19 protein-coding genes are annotated in these 25,086 nt (G+C 63.7%); 10 read left to right on the top strand and 9 right to left on the bottom strand.

The window, feature by feature from the left end:
* Nucleotides 1-241 precede the first annotated feature (241 nt).
* Both V1278_RS17155 and V1278_RS17150 read left to right on the top strand, forming a co-directional pair.
* A complete protein-coding gene (locus V1278_RS17155) occupies nucleotides 242-6,526 on the top strand; it encodes a HAMP domain-containing protein (RefSeq protein ID WP_334381643.1) in 6,285 nt (2,094 codons plus the stop codon).
* Nucleotides 6,527-6,542: 16 nt separating this feature from the next.
* Nucleotides 6,543-8,036 carry an HWE histidine kinase domain-containing protein gene (locus V1278_RS17150; RefSeq protein WP_334384200.1) on the top strand — a complete coding sequence of 498 codons (1,494 nt, stop codon included), beginning with the start codon at nucleotides 6,543-6,545 and terminating at the stop codon, nucleotides 8,034-8,036.
* Between the two features lie 5 nt (nucleotides 8,037-8,041).
* Here the strand turns inward: V1278_RS17150 and V1278_RS36980 are convergent, their stop codons facing one another.
* A complete protein-coding gene (locus V1278_RS36980; RefSeq protein WP_442893642.1) occupies nucleotides 8,042-8,197 on the bottom strand; it encodes a hypothetical protein in 156 nt (51 codons plus the stop codon).
* 53 nt (nucleotides 8,198-8,250) lie between these two features.
* Entirely contained in the window at nucleotides 8,251-8,439 is a 189-nt protein-coding gene (locus V1278_RS36975; protein WP_442893643.1) for a response regulator, read from the bottom strand.
* A 290-nt stretch (nucleotides 8,440-8,729) separates the two neighbouring features.
* Between V1278_RS36975 and V1278_RS17140 the strand changes: the two genes are divergently transcribed.
* Both V1278_RS17140 and V1278_RS17135 read left to right on the top strand, forming a co-directional pair.
* Nucleotides 8,730-11,123, top strand: a complete 2,394-nt coding sequence (locus tag V1278_RS17140) for an MASE4 domain-containing protein (protein ID WP_334381642.1) — start codon at nucleotides 8,730-8,732, stop codon at nucleotides 11,121-11,123.
* 69 nt (nucleotides 11,124-11,192) lie between these two features.
* Nucleotides 11,193-12,188, top strand: coding sequence for a P1 family peptidase (locus V1278_RS17135; RefSeq protein ID WP_334381640.1), 996 nt, complete (start codon nucleotides 11,193-11,195; stop codon nucleotides 12,186-12,188).
* Between the two features lie 12 nt (nucleotides 12,189-12,200).
* On the opposite strand, the gene V1278_RS17130 is transcribed toward V1278_RS17135, so the two are convergent.
* The gene (locus V1278_RS17130; protein WP_334381639.1) at nucleotides 12,201-12,947 is read right to left on the bottom strand and encodes an EF-hand domain-containing protein; all 747 of its coding nucleotides are present in this window, start codon (nucleotides 12,945-12,947) and stop codon (nucleotides 12,201-12,203) included.
* A 261-nt stretch (nucleotides 12,948-13,208) separates the two neighbouring features.
* On the opposite strand from V1278_RS17130, the gene rpe reads away from it, so the two are divergent.
* Nucleotides 13,209-13,910, top strand: coding sequence for a ribulose-phosphate 3-epimerase (gene rpe, locus V1278_RS17125; protein WP_334363579.1), 702 nt, complete (start codon nucleotides 13,209-13,211; stop codon nucleotides 13,908-13,910).
* A 281-nt stretch (nucleotides 13,911-14,191) separates the two neighbouring features.
* Nucleotides 14,192-14,572, top strand: coding sequence for a hypothetical protein (locus V1278_RS17120; RefSeq protein ID WP_334381638.1), 381 nt, complete (start codon nucleotides 14,192-14,194; stop codon nucleotides 14,570-14,572).
* Nucleotides 14,573-14,604: 32 nt separating this feature from the next.
* On the opposite strand, the gene V1278_RS17115 is transcribed toward V1278_RS17120, so the two are convergent.
* Nucleotides 14,605-15,804, bottom strand: a complete 1,200-nt coding sequence (locus tag V1278_RS17115; RefSeq protein WP_334381636.1) for an NAD(P)/FAD-dependent oxidoreductase — start codon at nucleotides 15,802-15,804, stop codon at nucleotides 14,605-14,607.
* A 173-nt stretch (nucleotides 15,805-15,977) separates the two neighbouring features.
* Between V1278_RS17115 and V1278_RS36970 the strand changes: the two genes are divergently transcribed.
* The gene (locus tag V1278_RS36970; protein WP_442894634.1) at nucleotides 15,978-16,424 is read left to right on the top strand and encodes a GFA family protein; all 447 of its coding nucleotides are present in this window, start codon (nucleotides 15,978-15,980) and stop codon (nucleotides 16,422-16,424) included.
* Between the two features lie 42 nt (nucleotides 16,425-16,466).
* On the opposite strand, the gene V1278_RS17110 is transcribed toward V1278_RS36970, so the two are convergent.
* From V1278_RS17110 to V1278_RS17090, 5 genes are all read right to left on the bottom strand, one after another.
* Nucleotides 16,467-18,137 carry a LuxR C-terminal-related transcriptional regulator gene (locus V1278_RS17110; RefSeq protein WP_334381635.1) on the bottom strand — a complete coding sequence of 557 codons (1,671 nt, stop codon included), beginning with the start codon at nucleotides 18,135-18,137 and terminating at the stop codon, nucleotides 16,467-16,469.
* Between the two features lie 155 nt (nucleotides 18,138-18,292).
* The gene (locus V1278_RS17105; RefSeq protein WP_334363585.1) at nucleotides 18,293-18,889 is read right to left on the bottom strand and encodes a TetR family transcriptional regulator; all 597 of its coding nucleotides are present in this window, start codon (nucleotides 18,887-18,889) and stop codon (nucleotides 18,293-18,295) included.
* 346 nt (nucleotides 18,890-19,235) lie between these two features.
* Complete coding sequence (locus tag V1278_RS17100; protein ID WP_334381634.1) at nucleotides 19,236-19,844, bottom strand: hypothetical protein; 609 nt, start codon at nucleotides 19,842-19,844, stop codon at nucleotides 19,236-19,238.
* The gene (locus V1278_RS17095) at nucleotides 19,837-20,511 is read right to left on the bottom strand and encodes a hypothetical protein (RefSeq protein ID WP_334363587.1); all 675 of its coding nucleotides are present in this window, start codon (nucleotides 20,509-20,511) and stop codon (nucleotides 19,837-19,839) included. The genes V1278_RS17100 and V1278_RS17095 overlap by 8 nt, the downstream gene beginning before the upstream one ends.
* Nucleotides 20,508-21,275, bottom strand: coding sequence for a MotA/TolQ/ExbB proton channel family protein (locus tag V1278_RS17090; protein WP_334381633.1), 768 nt, complete (start codon nucleotides 21,273-21,275; stop codon nucleotides 20,508-20,510). The genes V1278_RS17095 and V1278_RS17090 overlap by 4 nt, the downstream gene beginning before the upstream one ends.
* Nucleotides 21,276-21,479: 204 nt before the next feature.
* Between V1278_RS17090 and V1278_RS17085 the strand changes: the two genes are divergently transcribed.
* The 3 genes from V1278_RS17085 to purB all read left to right on the top strand — a co-directional run bounded on the left by V1278_RS17085 (nucleotide 21,480) and on the right by purB (nucleotide 24,979).
* Entirely contained in the window at nucleotides 21,480-22,850 is a 1,371-nt protein-coding gene (locus V1278_RS17085) for a histidine kinase (protein ID WP_334381632.1), read from the top strand.
* Nucleotides 22,850-23,503 carry a response regulator transcription factor gene (locus V1278_RS17080; protein ID WP_334363590.1) on the top strand — a complete coding sequence of 218 codons (654 nt, stop codon included), beginning with the start codon at nucleotides 22,850-22,852 and terminating at the stop codon, nucleotides 23,501-23,503. Before V1278_RS17085 ends, V1278_RS17080 begins: the two co-directional genes overlap by 1 nt.
* Nucleotides 23,504-23,671: 168 nt before the next feature.
* Entirely contained in the window at nucleotides 23,672-24,979 is a 1,308-nt protein-coding gene (purB, locus tag V1278_RS17075; protein ID WP_334381631.1) for an adenylosuccinate lyase, read from the top strand.
* The last annotated feature ends 107 nt before the right edge of the window (nucleotides 24,980-25,086 follow it).

Raw genomic sequence — 25,086 nt, 5'->3', positions numbered from 1 at the left:
CATCAAACGCCCCGGCCTACCGGGGCGTTTTTATTTTCGGTTCCAAATAATTTTTAACCGGCTGGAACAATTAGGTTCCCACGGCATTGTGGAGGGTTGGGGCTGAGTTCCATGTCATTGATTTCACGACCTTAACCGTTATTCCAGCTTGATCTGCCGCAGGGCAGCGGGTCTATTTCGTGAAATTGCATCTCAGCCAATGAGATTTTGAGATTTTGCGCGAACTGGCCGAGGAGACACCATGAGTGATCTTTCCCCTGGAGCATCTCCCTCCGCTCGCCGGGTCGCCAAACCCAAACCACCCCACACCAACGGCACATCCGATCCGATGCAGGATCTGCTGCACGCGTTGCAGGCAATGCGCGCCGGCGATTTCTCGGTACGCATGACCGGCGATCATCTCGGCATCGAGGGCAAGATTGCCGACACCTTCAACGAAATCGTCGCCTCCAACCAGCGAATGGCGCAGCAACTGGAGCACGTCGGCCAGGTCGTCGGCCGCGAAGGCAAGACGCGCCAGCGCGTCAAGTTCGACCTCTCGAGCGGCTCGTGGGCGGACATGGAAGGCTCCGTCAACACGCTGATCGACGATCTGCTGTGGCCGACCCGCGAAGTCACGCGCGCGGTCGCCGCAGTGGCACAGGGCGATCTGCTGCAGACCGTGCAACTCAACGTCGACGGCCGCCCGCTGGGCGGCGAATTTCTGCAGTCTGCCACCATCGTCAACACGATGATCAAGCAGCTCGGCGTGTTCACCTCGGAAGTGACGCGCGTGGCCCGCGAAGTCGGCACCGAGGGCAAGCTCGGTGGCCAGGCCCAGGTGCCGGAAGTGACCGGTGTCTGGAAAGACTTGACCGAGAGCGTCAACTCGATGGCCAACAACCTCACCGGCCAGGTCCGCAACATTGCCGAAGTTACCATTGCGGTCGCCAATGGCGACCTGTCGAAGAAGATCACCGTCGATGTCCGTGGCGAGATCCTGCAGCTCAAGGAAGCCATCAACACGATGGTCGACCAGCTCCGCTCCTTCGCTTCCGAAGTGACGCGCGTGGCCCGCGAAGTCGGTACCGACGGCAAGCTCGGCGGCCAGGCAATCGTCCCCGGCGTCGCCGGCACCTGGAAGGATCTGACCGACTCCGTCAACGCGATGTGCGGCAACCTCACCGCACAAGTCCGCAACATCGCCAACGTTACTACCGCTGTCGCCCGTGGCGACCTCTCGCGCAAGATCACGGTCGACGTCCGCGGCGAAATACTCGAGCTCAAGGACACCATCAACACGATGGTCGACCAGCTCAACTCGTTCGCCTCGGAAGTGACGCGCGTGGCGCGCGAGGTCGGCACCGAAGGCAAGCTCGGCGGTCAGGCCCAAGTGCCTGGTGTGGCCGGCACCTGGAAGGACCTCACCGACAACGTCAACTTCATGGCTTCCAACCTGACGGCGCAGGTTCGCAACATCGCCGATGTCGCGACCGCCATTGCCGGCGGCGACCTTTCCAAGAAGATCACGGTGAACGTCTCGGGCGAAATCCTTCAGTTGAAGGAAACGCTGAACACGATGGTCGACCAGCTCAATGCCTTTGCTGGCGAAGTGACGCGCGTGGCCCGCGAAGTCGGCACCGAAGGACGGCTCGGCGGTCAGGCCAACGTGCTCGGCGTCGCCGGCACCTGGAAGGACCTCACCGAGAGCGTCAACTCGATGGCCTCCAACCTGACGGCGCAGGTCCGCAACATCGCCGAGGTGACGACCGCGGTCGCCAATGGCGACCTGTCGAAAAAGATCACGGTGGACGTCCGCGGCGAAATTCTGGAGTTGAAAGACACCATCAACACGATGGTCGACCAGCTCAACGCGTTTGCCGGCGAAGTGACGCGCGTGGCGCGCGAAGTCGGCACCGAAGGCAAGCTCGGCGGCCAGGCCAACGTGCGCGGCGTCGCCGGCACCTGGAAGGACCTCACCGACAACGTCAATTCGATGGCCGGCAACCTCACCGCTCAGGTTCGCAACATCGCCGAAGTCGCGACCGCGGTGGCGAAGGGCGACCTGTCGAAGAAGATCACGGTCAACGTCTCGGGCGAAATCCTTCAGTTGAAGGAAACGCTGAACACGATGGTCGACCAGCTCAACGCCTTTGCATCAGAAGTGACGCGCGTCGCACGCGAGGTCGGCACCGACGGCAAGCTCGGCGGCCAGGCCCAGGTGACCGGCGTCGCCGGCACCTGGAAGGACCTGACCGACTCCGTGAACTCGATGGCCGGCAATCTGACCGCCCAGGTGCGCAACATCGCGGAAGTGGCGACCGCGATTGCCGGCGGCGACCTCTCGCGAAAAATCACCGTCGACGTGCGCGGCGAAATTCTGCAGCTCAAGGAAACGCTGAACACGATGGTCGACCAGCTCAACCGCTTTGCGGGCGAAGTGACCCGCGTGGCGCGCGAGGTCGGCACGGAGGGACGGCTCGGCGGCCAAGCCAACGTGCCCGGCGTCGCCGGCACCTGGAAGGACCTCACCGACAACGTCAACTCGATGGCGGGCAACCTGACCGGCCAGGTCCGCAACATCGCCGAAGTGACTACGGCGGTAGCGAAGGGCGACCTGTCGAAGAAGATCACGGTCGACGTCAAGGGCGAGATTCTCGAACTGAAGAACACCGTCAACACGATGGTGGACCAGCTCAACGCCTTCGCCTCGGAAGTGACGCGCGTGGCGCGCGAGGTCGGTACCGAAGGCAAGCTCGGCGGACAGGCCCAGGTGCCTGAAGTCGCCGGCACCTGGAAGGACCTGACCGACAACGTCAACTTCATGGCCTCGAACCTGACGGCACAGGTCCGCAACATCGCCGAGGTCGCAACCGCGATCGCCGGCGGCGACCTCTCCAAGAAGATCACGGTGGACGTCCGCGGCGAGATCCTGCTGCTGAAGGACACCCTCAATACGATGGTCGAGCAGCTACGCTCCTTCGCCGCCGAAGTGACGCGCGTGGCGCGCGAGGTCGGTACCGAGGGACGGCTCGGCGGCCAGGCCGTGGTGCCCGGCGTCGGCGGCACCTGGAAGGATCTGACCGACAACGTCAATCTGCTGGCGGCCAACCTCACCACGCAGGTGCGCAACATCGCGGAAGTCACGACCGCCGTGGCGCGCGGCGACCTGTCGCGCAAGATCACCGTGGACGTGAAGGGCGAAATCCTCGAACTGAAGAACACCATCAACACGATGGTCGACCAGCTCAACGCCTTTGCCGGCGAAGTGACCCGCGTGGCGCGCGAGGTCGGCACCGAGGGCAAGCTCGGCGGTCAGGCGCAGGTCCCGGGCGTCGCCGGCACCTGGAAGGACCTCACCGACACCGTCAACTTCATGGCGGCGAATTTGACCGAACAGGTCCGCGGCATCGTCAAGGTGGTGACGGCGGTCGCCAACGGCGACCTGAAGCAGAACCTGACGGTGAAATCGAAGGGCGAAGTCGCAGCCCTTGCCGACACCATCAACAACATGACCGAGACGCTCGCGACCTTTGCCGATCAGGTCACCAGCGTGGCGCGCGAAGTCGGCGTCGAGGGGCGGCTCGGCGGCCAGGCCAACGTGCCCGGCGCGGCCGGCACCTGGAAGGACCTCACCGGCAACGTCAACCTGCTCGCCGCCAACCTGACCTCGCAGGTACGCTCGATCGCCGAGGTGGCGACCGCCGTGACCAAAGGCGACCTGACCCGCTCGATCCAGGTCGACGCCCGCGGCGAAGTGGCCGAACTCAAAGACAACATCAACACCATGATCGGCAACCTGCGGCTCACCACCCAGGTGAACACCGAGCAGGACTGGCTGAAGACAAACCTCGCAAGATTCACCAACATGTTGCAGGGCCAGCGCGAGCTGTCCACCGTCGGCCGGCTGCTGCTGACCGAACTGGCGCCGCTCGTCAACGCGCATATGGGCGTGATCTACCAGGTCGAGAACGCCGAGAGCCCGCAATTGCACCTGCTCTCGTCCTACGCCGGCGACGGCGCCCATCCGCATCCGCAAGTCGTTCAGTTCGGCGAAGGATTGATCGGCCAATGCGCCATGGACAAGCGCCAGCGGCTGGTGTCGGACATCCCTCGCGATACGGCGCCGGTGAATTCGGCACTGCTACGCGCAATCCCGAAAAACATCGTCGTGCTTCCGGTACTGTTCGAAAACCAGGTGAAGGCCGTGATCGAGCTTTCCTCGATCTCGTCGTTCACGACGTCACAGATGACCTTCCTGGAACAGCTCACCGACAGCATCGGCATCGTGCTCAACTCGATCGAGGCCACGATGCAGACCGAGGGCCTGTTGAAGCAATCCCAGCAGCTCGCCGGTGAACTCCAGACGCAGCAGAAGGAATTGCAGCAGACCAACGAACAGCTCGAACAGAAGGCCCAGCAGCTCGCCGAACGCAACGTCGAGGTGGAACGAAAGAACCAGGAAATCGAACAAGCGCGGCGCGCGCTTGAGGAAAAGGCAACGGAACTTGCGCTGACATCGAAGTACAAGTCCGAATTCCTTGCCAACATGTCGCACGAGCTGCGCACGCCGCTCAACAGCATCCTGATCCTCGGCCAGCAGCTTACCGAAAACCCCGACGGCAATCTGTCGCTGAAGCAGGTCGAGTTCGCCCGCACCATCCACGGCGCCGGCACCGATCTTCTCAACCTGATCAGCGACATCCTCGACCTGTCGAAGATCGAATCCGGCACGGTGACGGTCGATGCCGAGGAAATCCTGACGTCGAGCCTGCTGGAGACCGTCGGACGGCCGTTCAAGCACGAGGCCGAAAATCGCCACCTCTCGTTCAGCATCAATGTCGACGAGACCCTTCCCCGCAGCATGGTGACCGACTCCAAGCGCCTGCAGCAGGTGCTGAAGAACCTGCTGTCGAACGCATTCAAGTTCACCGCGGAGGGCGGCGTGAAGTTGAACGTATCGGCCGCCCTTGGCGGCTGGAGCGCCGAGCACCCGATCCTCAATCACGCACCCGCTGTCGTCGCCTTCGACGTGACGGACACCGGCATCGGCATTCCCCTGGAAAAGCAGAAGCTGATCTTCGAGGCGTTCCAGCAGGCGGACGCCGGCACCAGCCGCAAATACGGCGGTACCGGCCTCGGCCTTGCCATCAGCCGCGAACTCGCGAGCCTGCTCGGCGGCGAAATTCATCTTCGCAGCGCGCCCGGCAAGGGCAGCACTTTCGTGCTTTACCTGCCGTTGCATTATTCCGGCCCCACCGTTGCGCCGCGCTCCCCTGCCTCGTCGGCATTCACACCCGCGCCTGCGCTGCAGGCGACACAAGAGCGCGCCGTCGAGCAATTGCCGGACGACCGCCTCGATCTCGCGCCGGGAGACAACATCCTCCTGATCGTCGAGGACGATCCGCATTATGCGCGGGTCCTGATCGATCTGGCCCGCGACAAGGGCTTCAAGGTACTGGTCGCCAGCCGCGGCGCCGAAGCGCTCGAGCTCGCCAAGCAGTTCCAGCCGACAGCGGTTTCGCTCGATGTGTTCCTGCCTGACATGCTGGGCTGGACCGTGCTGAGCCAACTCAAGCACAGTCCGCTGACGCGGCACATTCCGGTGCAGATCATCACGCTTGACGAAGACCGCCAGCATGCGCTGGCGCGCGGCGCGTTTTCCTTCGTCAACAAGCCGACGACGACCGAGGGCGTCAGCGCGGCGCTGTCACAGATCAAGGAATACGCCAAGCCCCGCCGCAAGCGCCTGCTGATCGTGGAGGACAATGCCGCCGAGCAAATGAGCATCACCGAGTTGCTCGGCCATGACGACATCGAGATCCTCACCGCCGACACTGGCGCCGATGCCTTGTCGACGTTGCGGAACCAGCCCTGCGACTGTGTCGTGCTCGATCTGCGATTGCCTGACATGAGCGGCTTCGAGGTGCTTGACCGGCTTCGCAACGACGAAACTCTATCGAACGTACCGGTCGTGGTGTTCACGGGGCGGGAACTTTCGGCCGAGGAAGATGCGGAACTTCACACCATGGCGAGGAGCATCGTGGTGAAAGGCGTCGAGTCGCCGGAACGCCTGCTCGACGAAACGTCGCTGTTTTTGCACCGTGTGATCACGGAATTGCCCGTCGAGAAGCAGAGAATGCTCGAAAAGCTCAATAGCTCCGATGAGGATCTTGTTGGCAAGACCGCGCTTCTGGTTGACGACGACGCCCGCAACATTTTCGCGCTATCAAGCGTTCTCGAACGGCGCGGGATGAAGGTGCTGACCGCGACGACGGGCCATGAGGCCATCGCTCTGGTCGAATCAAATCCAAATATCGCAATCGTGCTGATGGATATCATGATGCCGCAGATGGACGGATATCAGACCATCGGTGTCATCCGCGAAAATCCGTCCTTCAGCCGCCTGCCGATCATTGCGCTGACCGCCAAGGCGATGAAGGGCGACCGCGAGAAATGCCTCGAAGCCGGCGCTTCGGACTATCTCGCCAAACCCGTCAATACCGAGCAGTTGCTGCTCGCCATCCGAATGTGGTTGCACCGCTGACGGGCGTAAGCAGATGATGGATCAAGAGAAGGTAAACATTCTTCTAGTTGACGATCAGCCGGCGAAGCTGCTCGCCTATGAGGTCATCCTGAAAGAACTCGGCGAGAACCTGGTCAAGGCCTCGTCTGGGCGCGAAGCGCTCGAATTCCTGCTCAAGAACGATGTTGCCATCATACTGGTCGATGTCTGCATGCCGGAACTCGACGGGTTCGAGCTCGCCGCCATGATCCGCGAACATCCCCGCTTCCAGAAGACGGCGATGATCTTCATCTCCGCGATCCAGGTCAGCGACATCGACCGGCTGCGCGGCTATGAGATGGGCGCGGTCGACTACGTTCCGGTGCCTGTGGTGCCCGAAGTGTTGCGCGCCAAGATCAAGGTGTTCGCGGAGCTCTATCGCAAGACGCGCCAGCTCGAACGGCTCAACGTCGAACTCGAGGACCGGGTTCGCGCGCGCACCGCCGAACTCGAGGAATCGCACGCCAGGCTTCTGGAAAGCGAACAGCGCCGCAGTCTGGCGATCGCGGCCGGAAAGATGGGCTCCTGGGACTGGGACTGGGTCAATGGCGACTTTATGTGGGACGAAGGCCAGTATCAGATCCTCGGCGTCGATCCCGGCAAGTTCGAACTGACGCCGGCCAATATCCAGGCGCTGCTTCACCCTGACGACGTTCATGAACTGCACGAGGCGTGGGCCAGCTTCGCCCGGGGCGCGAAATCATACGAAGCGGAATTCCGCATCATCCGGCCGAATGGCGAAGTGCGCTGGTGCGCGGGAACGGCGGCGGCAAGCACCGACAAGGGCGGCCGCGTCATCCGCGTCAGCGGCGTCACCGTCGACATCACCGAACGCAAGCAGGCCGAAGAGCGGCAAAGCCTGCTGGCACGGGAGGTCGACCACCGCGCCAAGAACGCGCTGGCGCTCGCACAATCCATCGTCCGATTGACGCGCGGCGACAATGTGAAGAGCTACGTCCGTTCCGTCGAAGGACGGATCAATGCGCTTGCGCGCGTGCACACCGTGCTCTCGCTCTCAAGCTGGCAAGGCGCCGAAATACGCAAACTGATCGATGAGGAGTTGGCGCCCTATTCCACCGGCGACCAGATCGACTTGTCCGGCCCGGAGATCCATCTCGAGCCGGCGACGGCCCAGACGGTTGCACTGGCGCTGCACGAGCTCGTAACCAATTCGGCGAAGTACGGCGCGCTGTCTGCGTTGTCGGGCCGGCTGTCGGTGTGTTGGGAAGACCAGGCGGGCCTTCTCAAGATCATATGGTCGGAGACTGGCGGGCCACATGTCGAGAAGCCGGTGTCGCGAGGGTTCGGAACCAGAAGCGTCATCGCCAGCATCGAGTCGCAGCTCGGTGGCCGGGCGGAATTCGACTGGCGCCCGGAAGGCCTCGTGTGCCGCCTGTCGGTTCCGTTGTCGCAACGGCAGTTTGGCGCCGATCCGGTTTCGATCCTTGAGGCTGCTGTCGATGGCAATGGTCTGCGACGCGCTGAGCGGTAAGACTGCTAACGTGCTGCTCCCGCAACGGCAGCGCCCGGCGGCCGGGCCGGTCCCATCGCCGATTCGATCGCACGCATCAAATCCGGCGGACGAAACGGCTTCTGCAGACAGATGACGTCGGAAAGTTCTGGCGTTTCGGACAGAAAGTCCAGCGCGGTCATTCCCGAAATCGCAATGACAGGCAGGTCCGGCACGCGGGCGCGCACCGCTGCAATCAGATCGGGCCGTTGGTGCCCCGCAAAAAGATGTCGACGATCGCAAGGTCGAAGCTCGCATCTTCGAACAACTTCAATGCGGATGCGGCGCTATCTGCCTCGACGATTTCGAAACGATGGATACGCAGCACGATGGAAATCACCGTGCGGACGTCGGCCTGATCGTCAACAACAAGCACGCGGGGCATCGAAGCCTCCCGGGTCGATCGCACGAGCTTACGACGCGAATCCGTAGTTTCGGCAGTTCCGCAGCCTTTATTCAGCCGGTCGGTAAAGAGGCGGTTACCCCAACCGGCTTCCCTGCTGTTTCCTTCAGGTGATACGTGACCTTGGGTTGATTCCCGCCGCGGCGTCGCTAGCGTAGCTTGGCGGTGCGGTTCCTACTGGTATCATGTCCGGCCGCATCGGATGCATTGTTGTTGCGGGTCTTATAGCTTCTGTGATGGCGCGTTCGCTGCCAGTTTGGCCGGAAGACGATATGGGTAACGAGCGCAACATCTTTCTTTCCACGATGAAGGCGACGCGCAGCGATCGCACGGCTGCGCTGGCCGTGGTCGGCTTCTCGGCGGTGCTGTTCGCCTGCGCCGTGCCATTTGCCGGCGTGCCGCTTGCCCCGGTCCCCGCGTTCGTCGCCAGCTACCAGTCCGCATTGGCGATCAACGACCTGATCACCGCTGTCCTGCTGTTTTCACAGTTCGCGATGACCCGCTCACGGGGGCTGCTGTTGCTTGCGAGCGGATATTTGTTCACGGCGATGGCGGCCATCGTCCATGCCCTCACCTTTCCCGGCCTGTTCGCGCCCGGTGGGCTGCTCGGTGCGGGACCGCAGACCACCGTTTGGCTCTACATGGTCTGGCACGGCGTATTCCCGCTACTGGTGCTGGGTTATGCGCTACTGAAGGCGACGGACAACGAGGAGATGCGAGGCTCGGCCGGCACGGCCGTCGTTACGAGCATCGTTGCGGTCAGTGTCGCGATGGCCGCATTCACCTGGCTCGTCACCGCCCAGCACGATCGTCTGCCGATCCTTCTAAGCGGCGGTCATTACACGCCCATCATGCTAGGCGTGGTCTCGACCGTATGGTGCCTGAGCTTCGCTGCATTGACGGTGCTGTGGCTTCGCAGGCCGCATTTCGTTCTCGACGTCTGGCTGATGGTCGTGATGAGCGCCTGGTTGTTCGACATCGCCCTGTCGGCGATGCTGAACGTGGCGCGGTTCGATGTCGGCTTCTATCTCGGCCGCATCTACGGCCTCTGCGCCGCGAGTTTCGTGCTCGCCGTGCTGCTCGTCGACAACGTCGGCCTGCAAGCCAAGCTCGCGCGTCTGCTCGGAACATCGCGTACGGAAAGCAAGCGAACGGAGCAGGCGCTCGACCAGGAGATGGAGGAACGGCGGCGCATATTCGAATCTTCGAACGACCTCATCCTGGTAAGCGATTCTGTGGGGAATTTGATCCAGGTCAGCCCGAGCGTCAGCGACATCCTTGGCTATCAGCCCTCGGAAATGGTCGGGCACAACGCGATCAAGTTCATCCACCCCGACGACCTCGAACACACCCGCAGGGAGATGCGGGCGGGGCGACGGGGACAAAGCAAGCGCAACTTCGAGACGCGCTATATCAGCAAGGAGGGGAAGACCGTCGCGCTGAACTGGACCGGCACGTGGTCGGAGCCGGTCCGCCGCCATTTCTTCATCGGCCGCGACCTGACCGAAAAGCAGGCTGCGGAAGCCCAATTGCGGCATGCGCAGAAGATGGATGCGGTCGGCCAGCTCACAGGCGGCGTGGCGCACGACTTCAACAACATCCTGACCGTGATCACCGGCACCATCGGCATTCTAGAAGAAGCGGTCGCCGATCAGCCCCAGCTCGCTGCGGTCACCAAGCTGATCGATGAGGCCGCCGAACGCGGGGCCAATTTGACCAAGCATCTGCTCGCCTTTGCACGCAAGCAGCCGCTGCAGCCCGTCGAAGTCGACGTCAATGCGCTGGTGCTGGAGGCGGCCAAGCTACTGCACCCCACGCTCGGCGAACACATCGAAATCACGCCGCTACTGGCCGAGGATGCGTGGACCGCGCTGGCCGATCCGAACCAGCTCACCACGGCCGTCCTCAATCTGGCCATCAACGCGCGTGACGCCATGCCCAATGGCGGCAAGCTTGCGCTCGAGACCGGCAATGTCTTTCTCGACGAAACCTATGCGAGCATGCAGAGCGAGGTCACATCAGGCAATTACGTGATGATCGCAGTCAGCGACACTGGCTCCGGAATCCCGCCCGCGCTGCTCGAACGGGTATTCGAACCCTTTTTCACGACCAAGGAAGTCGGCAGGGGCACCGGCCTCGGGCTGAGCATGGTGTTCGGCTTCGTCAAGCAGTCGGGCGGCCACGTCAAGATCTACAGCGAGGAAGGCCACGGCACCTCCGTCAAGATCTATTTGCCGCGGGCAACGGGATTGCAGCAGACCGCGGCGGAAGCTCTGGTCTCGGGAAATATCGAGGGCGGTAACGAAACTGTCCTCGTCGTGGAGGACGATGCGCTGGTGCGGCGCTATGTGATCACCCAGATCGAGAGCCTGGGCTACACCACCCTGGAGGCAGCCAACGCTTCCGATGCGTTGCGCATCATCGACGATGTCCCGAACGTCGACCTGCTGTTTACCGACGTAATCATGCCCGGCATCATGAACGGCCGCCAGCTCGTCGACGAAGCGCTGAAGCGCCGACCTGACCTCAAGACGCTCTACACCTCGGGATATACCGAAAACGCCATCGTCCATCACGGCCGCCTGGATTCCGGCGTGTTGCTGCTGGCAAAGCCCTATCGCAAATCCGAGCTTGCCCGGATGATCCGGCTGGCGCTTGCCAGTTGAAGCAAGCCCGGCGGCTGATATATCCGTGGATGGCACGCCAAAACGGATGCAGCCCCACGGACCGGCGCTTTGAAAAACCTGCTCACCGATATTTCCGGCGTTCGCGTCGGCCACGCCCATGACGCTAGCGTCGCCTCGGGCGTCACCGCGATCCTGTTCGACTCGCCCGCGGTGGCCTCGATCGACGTGCGCGGCGGCGGCCCCGGCACCCGCGAGGAAGCGCTGCTCAGCCCTGAGAGCACCGTCGAGGCAATCGACGGCATCGCGCTTGCCGGCGGCTCAGCGCTCGGACTGGATGCCGCCGGCGGCGTGCAGGCCTGGCTTGCCGAACAGGGGCGCGGTTTTCGCATCCGTGACGCGGTCATCCCGATCGTTCCGGGCGCGATCTGCTTCGATCTGCTCAACGGCGGCAACAAGGCATGGGGACGCTTTCCCCCCTATCGCGATCTCGGCTACGCCGCGGCCAATGCAGCGGCTGCCGATTTCGCGCTCGGCAGCGTCGGCGCCGGCCTTGGCGCGACCACTGCCAATTTCAAGGGCGGCCTCGGCTCCGCTTCGGCACAGACCGACGGCGGCGTGACCGTCGCCGCGCTTGCGGTGGTCAATGCGGTGGGCAGCGTGACGATCGGCGACGGCCCGTGGTTCTGGGCGGCGCCGTTCGAGAAGGACAACGAGTTTGGCGGGCGAGGACTGCCGCCCTCGTTCACGCCCGATATGCTGAGAGCCCGCCTCAAGGGTGCGCCGTTAGCCACTCCGTCGCAGAACACCACGCTGGTGGTCGTCGTCACCGATGCGGTGCTGACCAAACCGCAGGCCAGGCGGCTCGCAATGATCGCGCAAACCGGCATGGCGCGCGCCATCTATCCCGTGCATGCGCCGCTGGACGGCGACGTGGTGTTTGCCGCCGCGACCGGCAAGAAGCCGATCGATCCACTGTTCGGCCTCACCGAACTCGGCATGGTGGCTGCCAATACGGTCGCGCGCGCAATCGCGCGCGGCGTCCATGCTGCGACCGCGCTACCTTTTCCGGGTGCGCTCCCGGCATGGAGCGATCGGTTCGGTTAGAGCATGGTCCGCTCAGGCGCTGACCGAGAGCGAGGCGGTGGCCGCGGACGCAATCGCCTTGGCTTCGCGCTGAATCATCTGCTCGATGAAATTGTAGGACGATGTCGCTGATGCGGACGAGCTTCCGGAAGCCGGCGACGTCATCGCCACTTTCGAGCCATCCGCATAGGTCAGCGACGTCGTTACCGAACCGTCGCTGTTGGTGACGGTCGTGGTGGTGGCACCTTGCCATGTCTGGGAGACTGGATCGGAGCCTGATCCATCACTACCGCCCGCCTCATCGCGATCGCGATGATGGCCCTTGTCGGGCCGGAGCGCCGATGCCAGCTCCTTGATGCTGACCGAGCCGTCGCCGTCCTGATCGAGTTTTCCGAACACGCTATCGGCCTGCCCAATGTTGGTGCCGCCCGCGCCAAGCGCCTCTTCGAATTCCGTCTTGCTGATCTTGCCGTCACCGTCGCCGTCGATCTGCCCGAACAGGTCCCTCAGCGCGGCGTGGCGGGTCTTTAAGGCCGTCCCCGATCCTCCCGAGGACTGGCTTTGCGCGTCAAGCAGCGCGCTCATGGTTTCCGGCGATATCGTCGAAAAGCCGTTGCTTGAGCCTGCCTCTGGACCGATCGAAGCCGGCGCAGTCGGGGACGACTGGCCGAAGCTTGCGAAGTTCTGGCTGAGGCCGGTGGTTGGCGCAGACGATTTCGACGACGTCAGCGCCTTGAGGGCATCGATGGCCGATGACGCGGCGCCCAGAGCAAAGAACATGGCGGAACTCCAACAATGCCGCGCGTAAAGCGGCCCACAGCTCGTGTTCCGTTTTCCTCAGCAAGCGCCATGCCATGAAGAAAAAGCCAATAAAATTGGGCTTTCCTTCACCCCTTCCGGTCCAGCGAAGTCGGCAATAGATGCCCGCCGCGGCAGATTTTTCCGCCCACAGGAGACGGCGGCGCCGCGCATTGCCCCGGGCCCTCCTGCATGTTACGCGGGGCCGTTCCTCCTTCTCGCAAGCCTTTCGGGAAAACGCACATGTCCCAGCAGTTTGTGTCGCGTCCCCTGGTCATCGCACCGTCGATCCTGGCGGCGGATTTCGCCAAGCTCGGCGAGGAAGTCCGCGCTGTGGACGCGGCGGGCGCTGACTGGATCCATCTCGACGTGATGGACGGACATTTCGTGCCGAACATTTCCTACGGCCCCGATGTCATCAAGGCGATGCGCCCGCATACCAAGAAGATTTTCGACGCGCATCTGATGATCTCGCCCTGCGATCCCTACCTCGAAGCGTTTGCCAAGGCCGGCTGCGATCACATCACCGTCCACGCCGAGGCCGGCCCGCATCTGCACCGCTCGCTGCAGGCAATCCGCGCGCTCGGCAAGAAGGCCGGCGTCTCGCTCAATCCGGGCACGCCGGCGAGCGCGATCGAATATGTTATCGACCTGATCGATCTGGTGCTTGTGATGTCGGTCAATCCCGGCTTCGGCGGCCAGGCCTTCATCAAATCCGCGCTTAGCAAGGTCAGCGACGTCAGGGCTATGGCCGCGGGACGTCCGATCGACATCGAGGTCGATGGCGGCGTCGGTCCTGATGTCGCCGGCCAGTTGGCCGCAGCCGGTGCCAATGCGCTGGTCGCGGGCTCGGCGGTGTTCAAAGGCGGCACTGTGGACAGCTACAAAGCCAACATATCCGCGATCCGCAACGCGGCGGCGCTGGCGCGCGGCGAAGCGGTCTAGCGCCGCAATGTCGTCCCTGCGAACGCAGGAACCCATACCCACCAGCCTACATTGTTGAAAACGTAGCCGTCGCTCGAGTGCCCATTCCGCCGGCCGCGGCGTATGGGCCCCTGCGTTCGCAGGGGCGACGGCGATATCGTCGAAAAAGAGTCGGCAGGAAAGCCACACTCGGGCGCGCAGTGAGCCATGGAACCCGAAAGTCCACGCTCCGGCCACAAAGCTTCACGCATCTCGCCATAAACGCGGACCAGCATCCCGCCTTCCACGGACGGGACAGAAATATGATCAAGGCGTTCATCACAGCCGCAATGCTCCTGGTACTCGCGCCCTCTGCCGCGCTCGCGCAGCGCGCAGGCGACGCGGCCCTCGGCGCCGTGGCCGGCGCCGTCGTGCTGGGGCCGATCGGGGCTGTCGCCGGCGCCTTCGTCGGCTATACGGCCGGGCCTTCGATATCGCGCTCGTGGGGACTGGAAGGCTCGCGCTCGTCGCGGCACCGCAGACAGGCTTCAAGGGACAGCGTGCGAGGCGCCAGGGCGGAAGCGGTAGGCCCCGCATCCAATTCCGCCGGTCAGGCCGAACGGAGCAGCCGCGTCACCAGCTATCCCGTGCCGAACCCGCCGCGCTCCGGCACAACGCTGCCTCCGGTCCAGACACTCGACTGAACGCACGCGCCGTCTGATCGCGGCGTTACGTCCTAAGCGGCCGTAATCGCATTGACGTTTTCCGGCGCGAAGAACTCAGCGGGCGATATTGTTCCGGCATTCATCCGCGCGAACGCATCCATAGCTTTCTGATTGCCGTGAATCGCGCCAAGGAGGTGCTGCATATCCGGTGGCGGTGGTTCCAGCGTCGCCAGCATGCAGGTGAATTCATACATTGCCGCCACCCGTGTATCGCGCGCGCGATGGTACTCGCTCATCGCCGCGTCGAACGGCTGCGCTCCCGAGAAGGCCCTGTCGAGCGCGACCGCGCAGAGCTCGGCGTCATGGAAGGCGTCCATGATTCCTTGTCCGGTGATGAAGTCCCGGTTGTAGCCCGCGTCGCCCACGAGCACCCAGCCGGGGCCGTAGGGCTTGCGAAAGTAGTTCGGCACCGCCGCACCGACGAAGCGCGCTTCCCGCTTGGCTTCGTGCAGGCGATCGGCGAACGCCGGCGCCAACGCGATGGTCTTCAGGTAATTCCCTTCGATGTCCTTCTTGCAATCGTCGAACCTTGCGTATGGCCAACCGACGATCACCATCGTCAGCCCGTCATGGGTTGGAGCGGCGGCAAATCCGGTCCCGTCACGGATATATTGCTCAAACTTGCCGAACATCGGTAGTCCGCTCCAGTAGGTGTAATACGCGACGAGCAGAATGGGTTTCTCGTCATAGTGCTCTGGCCGGACCGCCTCGGCCACGAACGAGTGTCTGCCGTCGGCGCCGACGACGATTTCAGCGCGCTCGGCGATAGGGCCGCCATGCTTCGAGCGGCCCTTGATGCCGACCGCCCGTCCGTCCTCGATCAAGATTTCATCCACGGCGAAGCCTTCGCGAACTTCCGCGCCGGACTGAGCCGCAGCATCGACGAGCAGCTTGTCGAGTATCGTGCGGCGCGGACAGTACGCAACCGGAGCTTCACTCGTGCCTGGCGCGCCCACAATCGTGAAAGGACCAAAGTCGAAAGCATAGCTGTCGATCGGCGGGCACCCGGTCGCAGTCAGACGATCGAGAAGGCCCCAACTGGACAGGGCACTTACGCCAAAGGGATGCAAGATGTGCGTAGAGACCGTGTCGCTCGGAAAAGTTGCGCGGTCGACCACGAGAACCCGATATCCTTTCCGGGCCAGCAGCATTGCGGTCGGCGATCCCGCGCAGCGGGCGCCCACTACGATTGCGTCGAATGCTTTGGTCATCGCGGCTCTCTCCTTGTGCTGACAAATCAGACGCGGGCTCGGCGCATCGCGGATCCGCGGCGTACCATTGCTGTGGTGCTAGAGAGAAACGGGAGCAGGCGCTTCGGGAGAACGCCCCAATCAGGCCCTTGCAATCGTATGGGTGATCTTCCCCATTCGCGGGCGCCGTAGGTATGGCACGATCGCGACGTGTTAAAGCCGGCGGCAAGCCGCCGGGAAGGAGAAACGATATGAGCGATACATTCGAGGGGCGTTGTCTCTGCGGTGCCGTACGCTTCCGTGCGGCTGGGCGCCCGAAATGGGTCCTGTGGTGCCACTGCGAGAGTTGCCGGCGCCATACCGGGGCGCCGGCATCCGTCTTCGTTGCCTTCGACGACTCCGCCGTCACGGTAACAAGCGGAGCGATCAGTAAATACAATTCATCACCGGGCGTGGAGCGCGGCTTCTGCGCAAGGTGCGGCTCGACCCTGACCTGCGCGAACCATCGACGGCCCAATGAGACGCACTTTCATCTCGGCGCGTTCGAAGAACCCGAGAAGCTCAAGCCCACGGGAGAGGCGTTTGCAGGCGAAAGGCTCTCGTGGTTGCGCCCGGAAGCCGCGTCCGGCTCGCCTGTTTGACCGTCCGAAGCTGATCGAAACCTTCGACCTTAATCTCAGTGTTCAGATCAGCTTGTGTCGGCACGCAAAGGCCGCCGCCGCGGCTCGCGAGGGGACATCAAGCTTGGCGAGGATGTTGCTGACGTGCCGGTCGACGGTCTTCTCGCTTCGGGAGAGCCTGCCAGCAATCGCCTTGTTGGTTTCGCCGGCGGCGACCAGGCGGAGAACATCAAGCTCACGCGGGGTCAGGCGATGCACATTGCTGCAAGCGACGCCCTTCGTCAGTGAGCCGATCTGCGTGAGATCGGGGCCGGCACCTAAACGCTCGAAAATGGTCCGGGCCGCGTCGAACTCCAGATCGGCAGCGTCCTCGTCTCCGAGGGCGCGGCAGGCCTGTCCGATCAGCACGCGCACGCGCGCAGCCGCGTAGGGCGCCGGGATCCCCTGCCACACTTCGAAGGCACGGCGCAGCGAACCGAGTGCGGCCCGCGCGTCCCCTTCGGCGAGGTCCACCGCTCCGCAGGCCTGCGCGGCAATTGCATCCGGCACGCTCGTATCGAAGCTCCGCGCAATGTCCTCGAGTTCTCGGCAGGCGTTGCGTGCGTCCTGAACGTCACCGGCGGCCAACGTGACCTCGATATAGGCGGGCAGCAAACCCATGCGTTTCAGGCGGCTCACCGTCGTGCCTGCGACGCGGCGAATGGCGGTGGCGGCCGCATCGGTGCGTCCCTGCACAAGGCGCAGCAACGCTAAGCCCGGCTGGGGCTCCAGGCCAAGCTGGCTCGCGCCTCGATACGCCTCTTCAGCCGCTGCAAACTCCCCTTTCAGACGATGGACCTCTGCCTGCTGGTAGAGCGCTCCGGCGGCAGCCCGCCGGTCGAAGCCCTGCGAGCGCGCGCAGGCGCGCCGCGCTTGCTCGATCGCCTCAGGCCAGGCGCCCTGTAACTGCAGGATCTCCGCGCGATGCACTTGGCAAACCCCGGCGAAGGCGACCATATCGGGCTGGCCCTCGCACCACCGCGCCAGGGCGCCTGTCCATTCGCGGGCTCGGTCGAGTGCGTATACCTGCTGACAGGCCGCGATCACGCTGCAATACATCAAGCCAGTCACCAGCGGCGACAGCTCTCCAGCAGTGACCATGACCATGGTCTCATCCAAGAGCGCGAGTCCGGCTCCGAGCTGCGCCTGCTGCAGTCGTATGCGGCCCTGCTGGTGGCGGGCACAGGCGACGAGGTCCGGGTCGCCACAGCGCTCGCCGACTGCGGCGGCCTCGGCTGCAGCGGCGAACGCGGCCTCGTACTCACCAGATCCGAGGCGTTGCTCGACGACCGGCAGCAGCAAATAGCCCCGCTCGGCGCATTCGCGCGTGTCACGCTCCAGCAAACGTTGAGCACGGGAAAACCAGCCGCTCGCACGGCCCATCTCGCCGCGCATTAGCAGGCGAAAGCCGAGCCAGAACGCGCAACGGACGGCGCGAAGACGCCGGGGAGTATCCCGGTGCGCATTGTAGGCCCGTTCGAGCGCCTTGAGATAATCCTCGTCCCGGCCGACCAAGTATGCGGTCATCGCCAGCAGTTCGAGAGCTTCGGCAGTTAGCGAGGTTTCCTGGTCGGCGCGCAAGAACGCCTGGTAAGCGTCGGCCCAGGCGCGCTGTCGATAATATTCACGGGCCAGATCGAGGTCGCCGGATTTGCTCGCACCTCCGCGCTTCTGCTGGCCCGGACACTGCTTCATGCGCTTGCTCCAGTCCCCCAAGAGATAAGCGGACCCATGAGATTTGCCAAAGCATCATATGCGGAACAGTCGACAGGCAGGATGCCTTTCGCGCGAGTGGATTTCCGATGGCGGGAAAACGGGCTTTGTCTTGCAAGTCGGTTTCAGAAGGATCGTCAGTGCTTGCGCGGTGCTTCCAGCCCCTTGAGCACGAGCGCCAGCAGCGCATCGATCCGTGCCGGGGCACCCGGCTCGTTCCATTCCTCGGCATGGGCGGGATGGTGGAAGCGGCTGGTGGCGTCGAAAATGGCGCGCGCCGAAACCATGATGTCGGCGACCTCGAACTCACCCTGCTTCACGCCGTCGGAGAGGATCCGGGCAATCTGATCGACCAGGCAGTCCTTGTGGCAGCTCACGGATCTGCAGGCCTCCCGCGCCAACGCCAGGTAAGTCGCAAACATCTCGGGATCGTCGCTGAGCCGCTTGTGCTTGATCGAGAACATCGTGCGCAGCCACTTCTCCAGCCGGGCGGGCGCCGGGCCGGAAGCTTCTGCGATCTTCAGGAGCGGCGCGCTGAGACGGTCGAGCCAGCGCTTGGCCACCGCCTCGCGCAGCGAAGCCTTGCTGGGAAAATGGCGATAGACGCTGCCGTGGCTGACATCGAGCGCCCGGGCAACGTCCACCACCGTTGCTTTGGCCAGCCCGTAGCGGCGCAGAACGTCCTCGGTAACCTCCAGAATCCGTTCGGGGGTCAGAACCACGACTTCGTTCATGCGCGCACCTGCGAAACGATGTGACGGGTGGTCATTCTAATCCCCTTGCGATCCGCGTTGTAAATCCTTTGGCGGATTAATGTTTCACCGGTTCCAATCGCTCGGCCTGGGCGGCCAGATGGCGGGCGACGCTCTGATTGAGCCAGCGCTGGAGTTGGGCGGTGAGATGAATGAGATGGGCAGTCATGGCGTAGTCCTTTGCAAGTCCCCGGGCTCCGGGCCAACGAGCCGGGTGACGCCCAGTACCGGCGTCGGCAATGGATATAGCATCTCTCGCTGACAGATTTCAATATCTGTCAGTCAATAATCCGTGATTGACTGGCTTCCGGAGACCCCCGCCCCAAGCCTACTGCTCGTCCTTGGGCGGCATCCGCGGCGGGAGCAGCGGCGTAAACGACACTCCGTCGCCGTCGCGGGGAGCCGCGGCCAATCCGCCGCCCGTGGAGGGGTCGCCTCCCGACGTATCTATGATCGCCGTGGGCATGATGTACTCCCGGGCGGCTTCGAGCAGGCGGCCCCCGCCATCGCCAAAATCGGCGGCGCGGCCGCCTTGCGGCCGGCCAGCGGCGATCTCACTGGCCGCCTTGTCGGTCTTCTGCGCGAGTTTGTCGCTATAGGGAATGCGAAAGGCCCTTGGCACACCGCTCGGCCGGTTGCCGTCGTCGAGCGTTTCGACCCAGAGATAGATCGAGCCCGGATCGCCTTCCAGCGAGTGCGGCTCCACGATCCGGGCCTGCAACAGCTTGAAGCTTGCGGGCAGCCTGTCGATGCTGGCCCACCCCAGCAGGCCGCGCACGCCCATGAAGCTCGCAATGTAGAACGCGCTCGTCACCACCACGGCGACTGCCTTGGCCGACCAGGGCAAGCGCGCATAGACTAGGACAATCAGCAACAGCGCGCCGATCAGCGCATAGCTGAGAGAGAGCGTAAGGACGACATCTTGCAGGCTACTCACGGCGCGGCATCCTGACGCCGGTTTTCGGATCGAGATCCGCGCCATTGGCGCGGACGTTGCGGAACGTCTCCATCAGCGACTTATGCCGCTGCTGAACGTCGAGCACCTTGCCTTCGGCATCGAGCCAGAACCGCAGCGCGGTCTTTTCCTCGCCGGTGTGGTCGAGCGTCAGCTTGTTGTCGAAGATCACCTGCGCGGTCGGATTGAGTTTTTGGACTTTCACGCTCACCGTGACGGGCTGCCCGGTCGTCGCCTGGAAGTGCGAGACGTTGACGGTGTATTCGCCGGCGACGATGCCGCGCACGGTGACGATCTCTTCCCTGATCGGCGACGCAATCTTCTTGCCATTGACGATGATGAAATTGTTGGCGCCGCCGCGGTCGTCGCGATCGAGCGTGAGGAAACCGGCTTCGCGGTGGCGATACCAGGCGATGTTGCCGGCGGGGTCCTGCACGAACAGATCAAGATCGTCGGGATGATTGTCCGGCCAGTCCATCGTGATGATGAACTCGGCCTTGGAATCGATCTTGCCGTCCTTCGCGTCCGGCGAGACCGCAAGCAGCGCCAGGAAGAACAGGAACGCAATCACCTGAAGCGCCTTGAACAGCATGACGCCCAGCGGATCGAAGGCCTCCTCGCGCGGATAGAGACCGAAATCATCCATCATGCCGGCGTTCCAAGATGGCGTTCCAGGGCCGGGGTGACGTGCGTCTCGGTCAGCATGACGGCATCGGAAAATACCCGCTGGGTCGCGGCATCCAGCATGTAGTACTGGATCTTCACGAGGATGGAGCCGATCAGGCCGGCTAGCGTCGTGTACATGGCCACCGCCATACCGTCGCTCATCAGGCCCATCGATGATTTCATCGCGACCTTGTCGGCCGCATCGAGGGTGGCAATCGGCGCCAGCATGATGATGAAGCCGATGATGGTGCCGAGCAGCCCGAGCTTCATTAGCGTGTCGGACACGAACGCGCCAAATCCGTTGGAGCCACGCAGCCGGTCGGCGAGCGAGCGGAGCAGCAGCGTCTGGTCGATGCGCCCGGCAGCCTGTGCGCTGGCCTTCTGCACCAGGCTGCGGATGTGATCCGTCACCAGCCCGCCCGGCAAGGCGCGTGCATCCTCGTCCAACCCCCTTGCGCCGCCCGGGACCGACAGGATCGCGCGGCAGCGTCGCGTGATCTCGCCTTCGCGCGCGATCGCGCGCGTCCGCCAGAAGCAATGGAAGCAAGTGACGATGTAGAGGACAGCAATGACGCTCGAAATGTAGGTGCGGTCTGAAATGATCATCAGATGGAGCAACCCGTATCGCCATAAGACGACCACGGCGAAAACAGAGAGCCCGGTGAAAATCATCCACAACAGGAGAACGCTGCGTTCCGACGTATCCGCGCCGGACGATGCGGTCTCGGCGCCAGCCGTTGCACTCATGCTGCGTCAGCTCCCTGGAATGGCGCGCCGCGGCCGGAAGGCCGCCTGCAAGCACGTCCCTTGGCTTTGATAGACCAGCGGTCACGACCGCGTCCAAAGACATATGCCCACGGTTGGTTGGGAAATTTTCCCGAATTGGAACGCACTGCATTGGCACGGGTTGGCGGTGCTGTTACGCTTATCCGCACCTTCGGGAGTGATCGCATGCGCCTCGTGCTTCAGCTCGTTGCCCGCTTGTTTCTCGTGGTCATCCTGTGCCTGGGAGCGGCGACTATCTGGGCGACGATCGACGCGCATCGCAGCGTCGATCGTGCCACGGCCGCTTCCGCCGAGCGTGTCTCGGTGGCGCTGGAAGCGCTCTACTGGCGCGAATTGACGTTGCGCAGCAACAGGATGCGCGAGCAACTGCTGCCGGTGCCGGAATGGCGCACCATCGAAACGATGGGGCTGATCTCGCCGGGTATCTGCGTCCGGCTCGAGCCGGCGGGCGCGTTCGAGAAGCCGCTTTGCGGACAGAGCAAGGGAATCGGCCAAGCTCCGCCGCGCTGGTTCGCGGCCACCGTGCAGACACTGCTTGGGGATCACGCCGCGTTCGTCCGGCCGATCAGCGCCCGCGCGGCCAACGCAGGCAGCGTCTCGGCCGCTGCCGATCCAAATGCCGCCATAGCACTCGCCTGGCAGCACATCCTCGACAACATCCACGTCGCCCTGCTGATGGCGGTGGCGATCGCGCTGCTTGCCTCGCTGGCAATTGCGCACACGCTTGCGCCGGCGCAGCAGATCGTCGCGGCGCTGCAACGGATGGCGCGCGGACAATACAGCACGTCACTGCCCCGCTTCCGATCGATGGAACTTGCCATGATCGGACAGGCCGTCGGCGATCTCGGCGATCGACTCGCGCAGTCCATGGAGGAACGCGCCGCGCTGACCCGGCGCCTGCTCGAAATCCGCAGCGACGAGCGGCGGGCGCTTGCCCGTGAACTGCATGACGAATTCGGACAGAACCTGACGGCGATCCTCGCTTTCGCCAACACGATCGAAGCAACCAGCGCGCGGGAAAAGGCGAGAAGCGAGGTCGCGCAGGACGCGCGGATGATCTCGCAAGCCACCCATCGCATCATGGCGTGCCTGCGCGATACGTTGAACCGCTTGCGCCATCCGCCCGCCGAGGAACTCGGGCTTGAGGCCTGCCTTGTCGATCTCGTCGATAGCTGGCGCTCGCGGAATGCGACGCAGCCGATGATCCAGCTCGATCTCAAGGGCGATCTCGCCGACGTCCGCGGCGCCGTCGCTGCGACCGCCTATCGGGTTGCCCAGGAGTGCCTGACCAATTCCTTGCGGCACAGTTCGGCGCGGGTGATCGTGCTGCGGATCGAGCGGCGCACCGGCGCGGAAAACGCGCTGCTAGTCCACGTCGAGGACGACGGTGGCGGCGATGCGGCCAAACTGGCCCGCTCTCCCGGCTTTGGCCTGACCGGCATTCGCGAGAGGGTCGCCGCGCTCGGCGGCTCGCTGTCGATCGCGGATGCGAACCGCGGGGTAAGCGTGGCCGCCACGATCCCGCTTGCAGCCTGATGACCGCGTCGCAGACCAAAGGCATTTCGATCCTGCTCGTAGACGACCATCCCGTGGTCCGGCAAGGCTACCGGCGCGTGCTGGAGCACCAGGACGATTTCCAGGTGGTGGCCGAGGCCGAAAACGCTGCCGACGCCTATCGCGCATTCAAGGCGCATGCGCCTGACGTCGTGGTCATGGACATATCGATGCCGGGCGCCAGCGGGCTCGAGGCGATCAGGAATATTCGCGCCCGCTCCTCCGACACCCGCATTCTCGTCTTCAGCATGCACTGCGAGGCGGCGCAGGTGAAGGCCGCCTTCAATGCCGGCGCGAACGGCTACGTCACGAAGGGCTCCGACCCATCAGCGCTGATCCGGGCGATCCGTTCGCTAGTCCGCGGCGAACAGGCGATGAGCGACGACATCGCCCGCGTGCTGGCGCTGGAAAGCCTCTCCCCCTCGGGATCGCTGCTCGATCAGCTAGGCGAGCGGGAAATCGAGATCCTCAGGCAATTGGCCGCCGGCGCGACCACCGAGCAGATCGCCTCAAATCTCAATCTCAGCATCAAGACCGTGCAGAACTACCATTATTTGATCAAGACCAAGACCGGCATGCGGACGGATGCGCAGCTTGTCCGCCTGGCTGTGGAATGCGGACTGGCCAGCCTGTAGCGGCGGGCCCGGTTTTCGTCCGGCCAGGCCCTTGCAAAGGCCCGGTTTTCCCCGCTCGCGGCCGCCGTACGGGTGGCCTCCCCCGGAACGATTTGCTAAAGCACGGCGTAAAAACAAATCGGCCGGGAGCCGCCTCGCGCGCCTCGCCTGCCCGCCTTGGAGTTGTCGATGATCCCCCGCTATACCCGCCCGGAAATGGCTTCCATCTGGGAGCCGCAGACGCGTTTCAAGATCTGGTTCGAGATCGAGGCGCATGCGGCTGATGCGCTGGCGGAACTCGGCGTGATCCCCAAGGAGGCGGCGAAGACGATCTGGGCCAAGGCCAAGCATGCGACGTTCGACGTGGCACGGATCGACGAGATCGAGCGCGAGACCAAGCACGACGTCATCGCCTTCCTGACCCATCTGGCCGAAATCGTCGGCCCCGAGGCGCGTTTCGTCCACCAGGGCATGACCTCCTCCGACGTGCTCGACACCTGCCTCAACGTGCAGCTCACCCGCGCCGCGGACCTCTTGATATCGGACCTCGACAAGGTGCTGGCCGCGCTGAAGAAGCGCGCCTTCGAGCACAAGATGACGCCGACCATCGGCCGCTCCCATGGCATCCATGCCGAGCCTGTGACGTTCGGGCTCAAGCTCGCTTATGCCCATGCGGAATTCTCCCGCGCCCGCGAGCGGCTGGTCGCCGCCCGCAAGGAAGTTGCGACCTGCGCGATTTCGGGCGCCGTCGGCACTTTTGCGCAGATCGATCCGCGCGTGGAAGAGCATGTCGCCAAGGCGATGGGGCTGGAGCCGGAGCCGATCTCCACGCAAGTGATCCCGCGCGACCGGCATGCGATGTATTTTGCGACGCTTGGCGTGATTGCCTCTTCGGTCGAGCGGCTCGCCATCGAAATCCGGCACCTGCAGCGCACCGAGGTGCTGGAGGCCGAAGAATTCTTCTCCGAGGGCCAGAAGGGCTCGTCGGCCATGCCGCACAAGCGCAACCCGGTGCTGTCGGAAAATCTGACCGGCCTGTCGCGCATGGTGCGCGCCTATGCGATGCCGGCGATGGAAAACGTCGCCCTCTGGCACGAACGCGACATCTCGCATTCTTCTGCCGAACGCATGATCGGACCGGACGCCACCGTGACGCTGGACTTCGCGCTAATGCGGCTTGCCGGCCTGATCGAGAAGCTCCTGATCTATCCCGCCAACATGCAGAAGAACCTCGACCGCCTCGGCGGTCTCGTGCATTCGCAGCGGCTTCTGATCGCGCTGACGCAGAAGGGCGCCAGCCGCGAGGACGCCTACAAATACGTCCAGCGCAACGCCATGCCGGTCTGGCGCGGCGAAGGCGACTTCCAGACGCTGCTGAAAAAGGACCCCGACGTGAAGAAGCACCTGAGCGATGCCGAAATCGAGGAGCAGTTCGACCTCGGCTATCACTTCAAGCACGTCGACACGATCTTCAAGCGCGTGTTCGGCGAGAGCTGACTATTGCGCCGGCGCGGGGCGCGCCGCCTTCGCCGGCCGGCGGTCGGGCCCCGCCTTTTGGCCTCCTGGGTGGCCAAACCAGCAGTTTTCCGGCCTTGCCAAGCCGA

It is taken from the genome of Bradyrhizobium sp. AZCC 1577, assembly GCF_036924575.1.
Lineage (GTDB): Bacteria > Pseudomonadota > Alphaproteobacteria > Rhizobiales > Xanthobacteraceae > Bradyrhizobium.
This window is presented reverse-complemented; position numbering and strand designations above follow the sequence as displayed.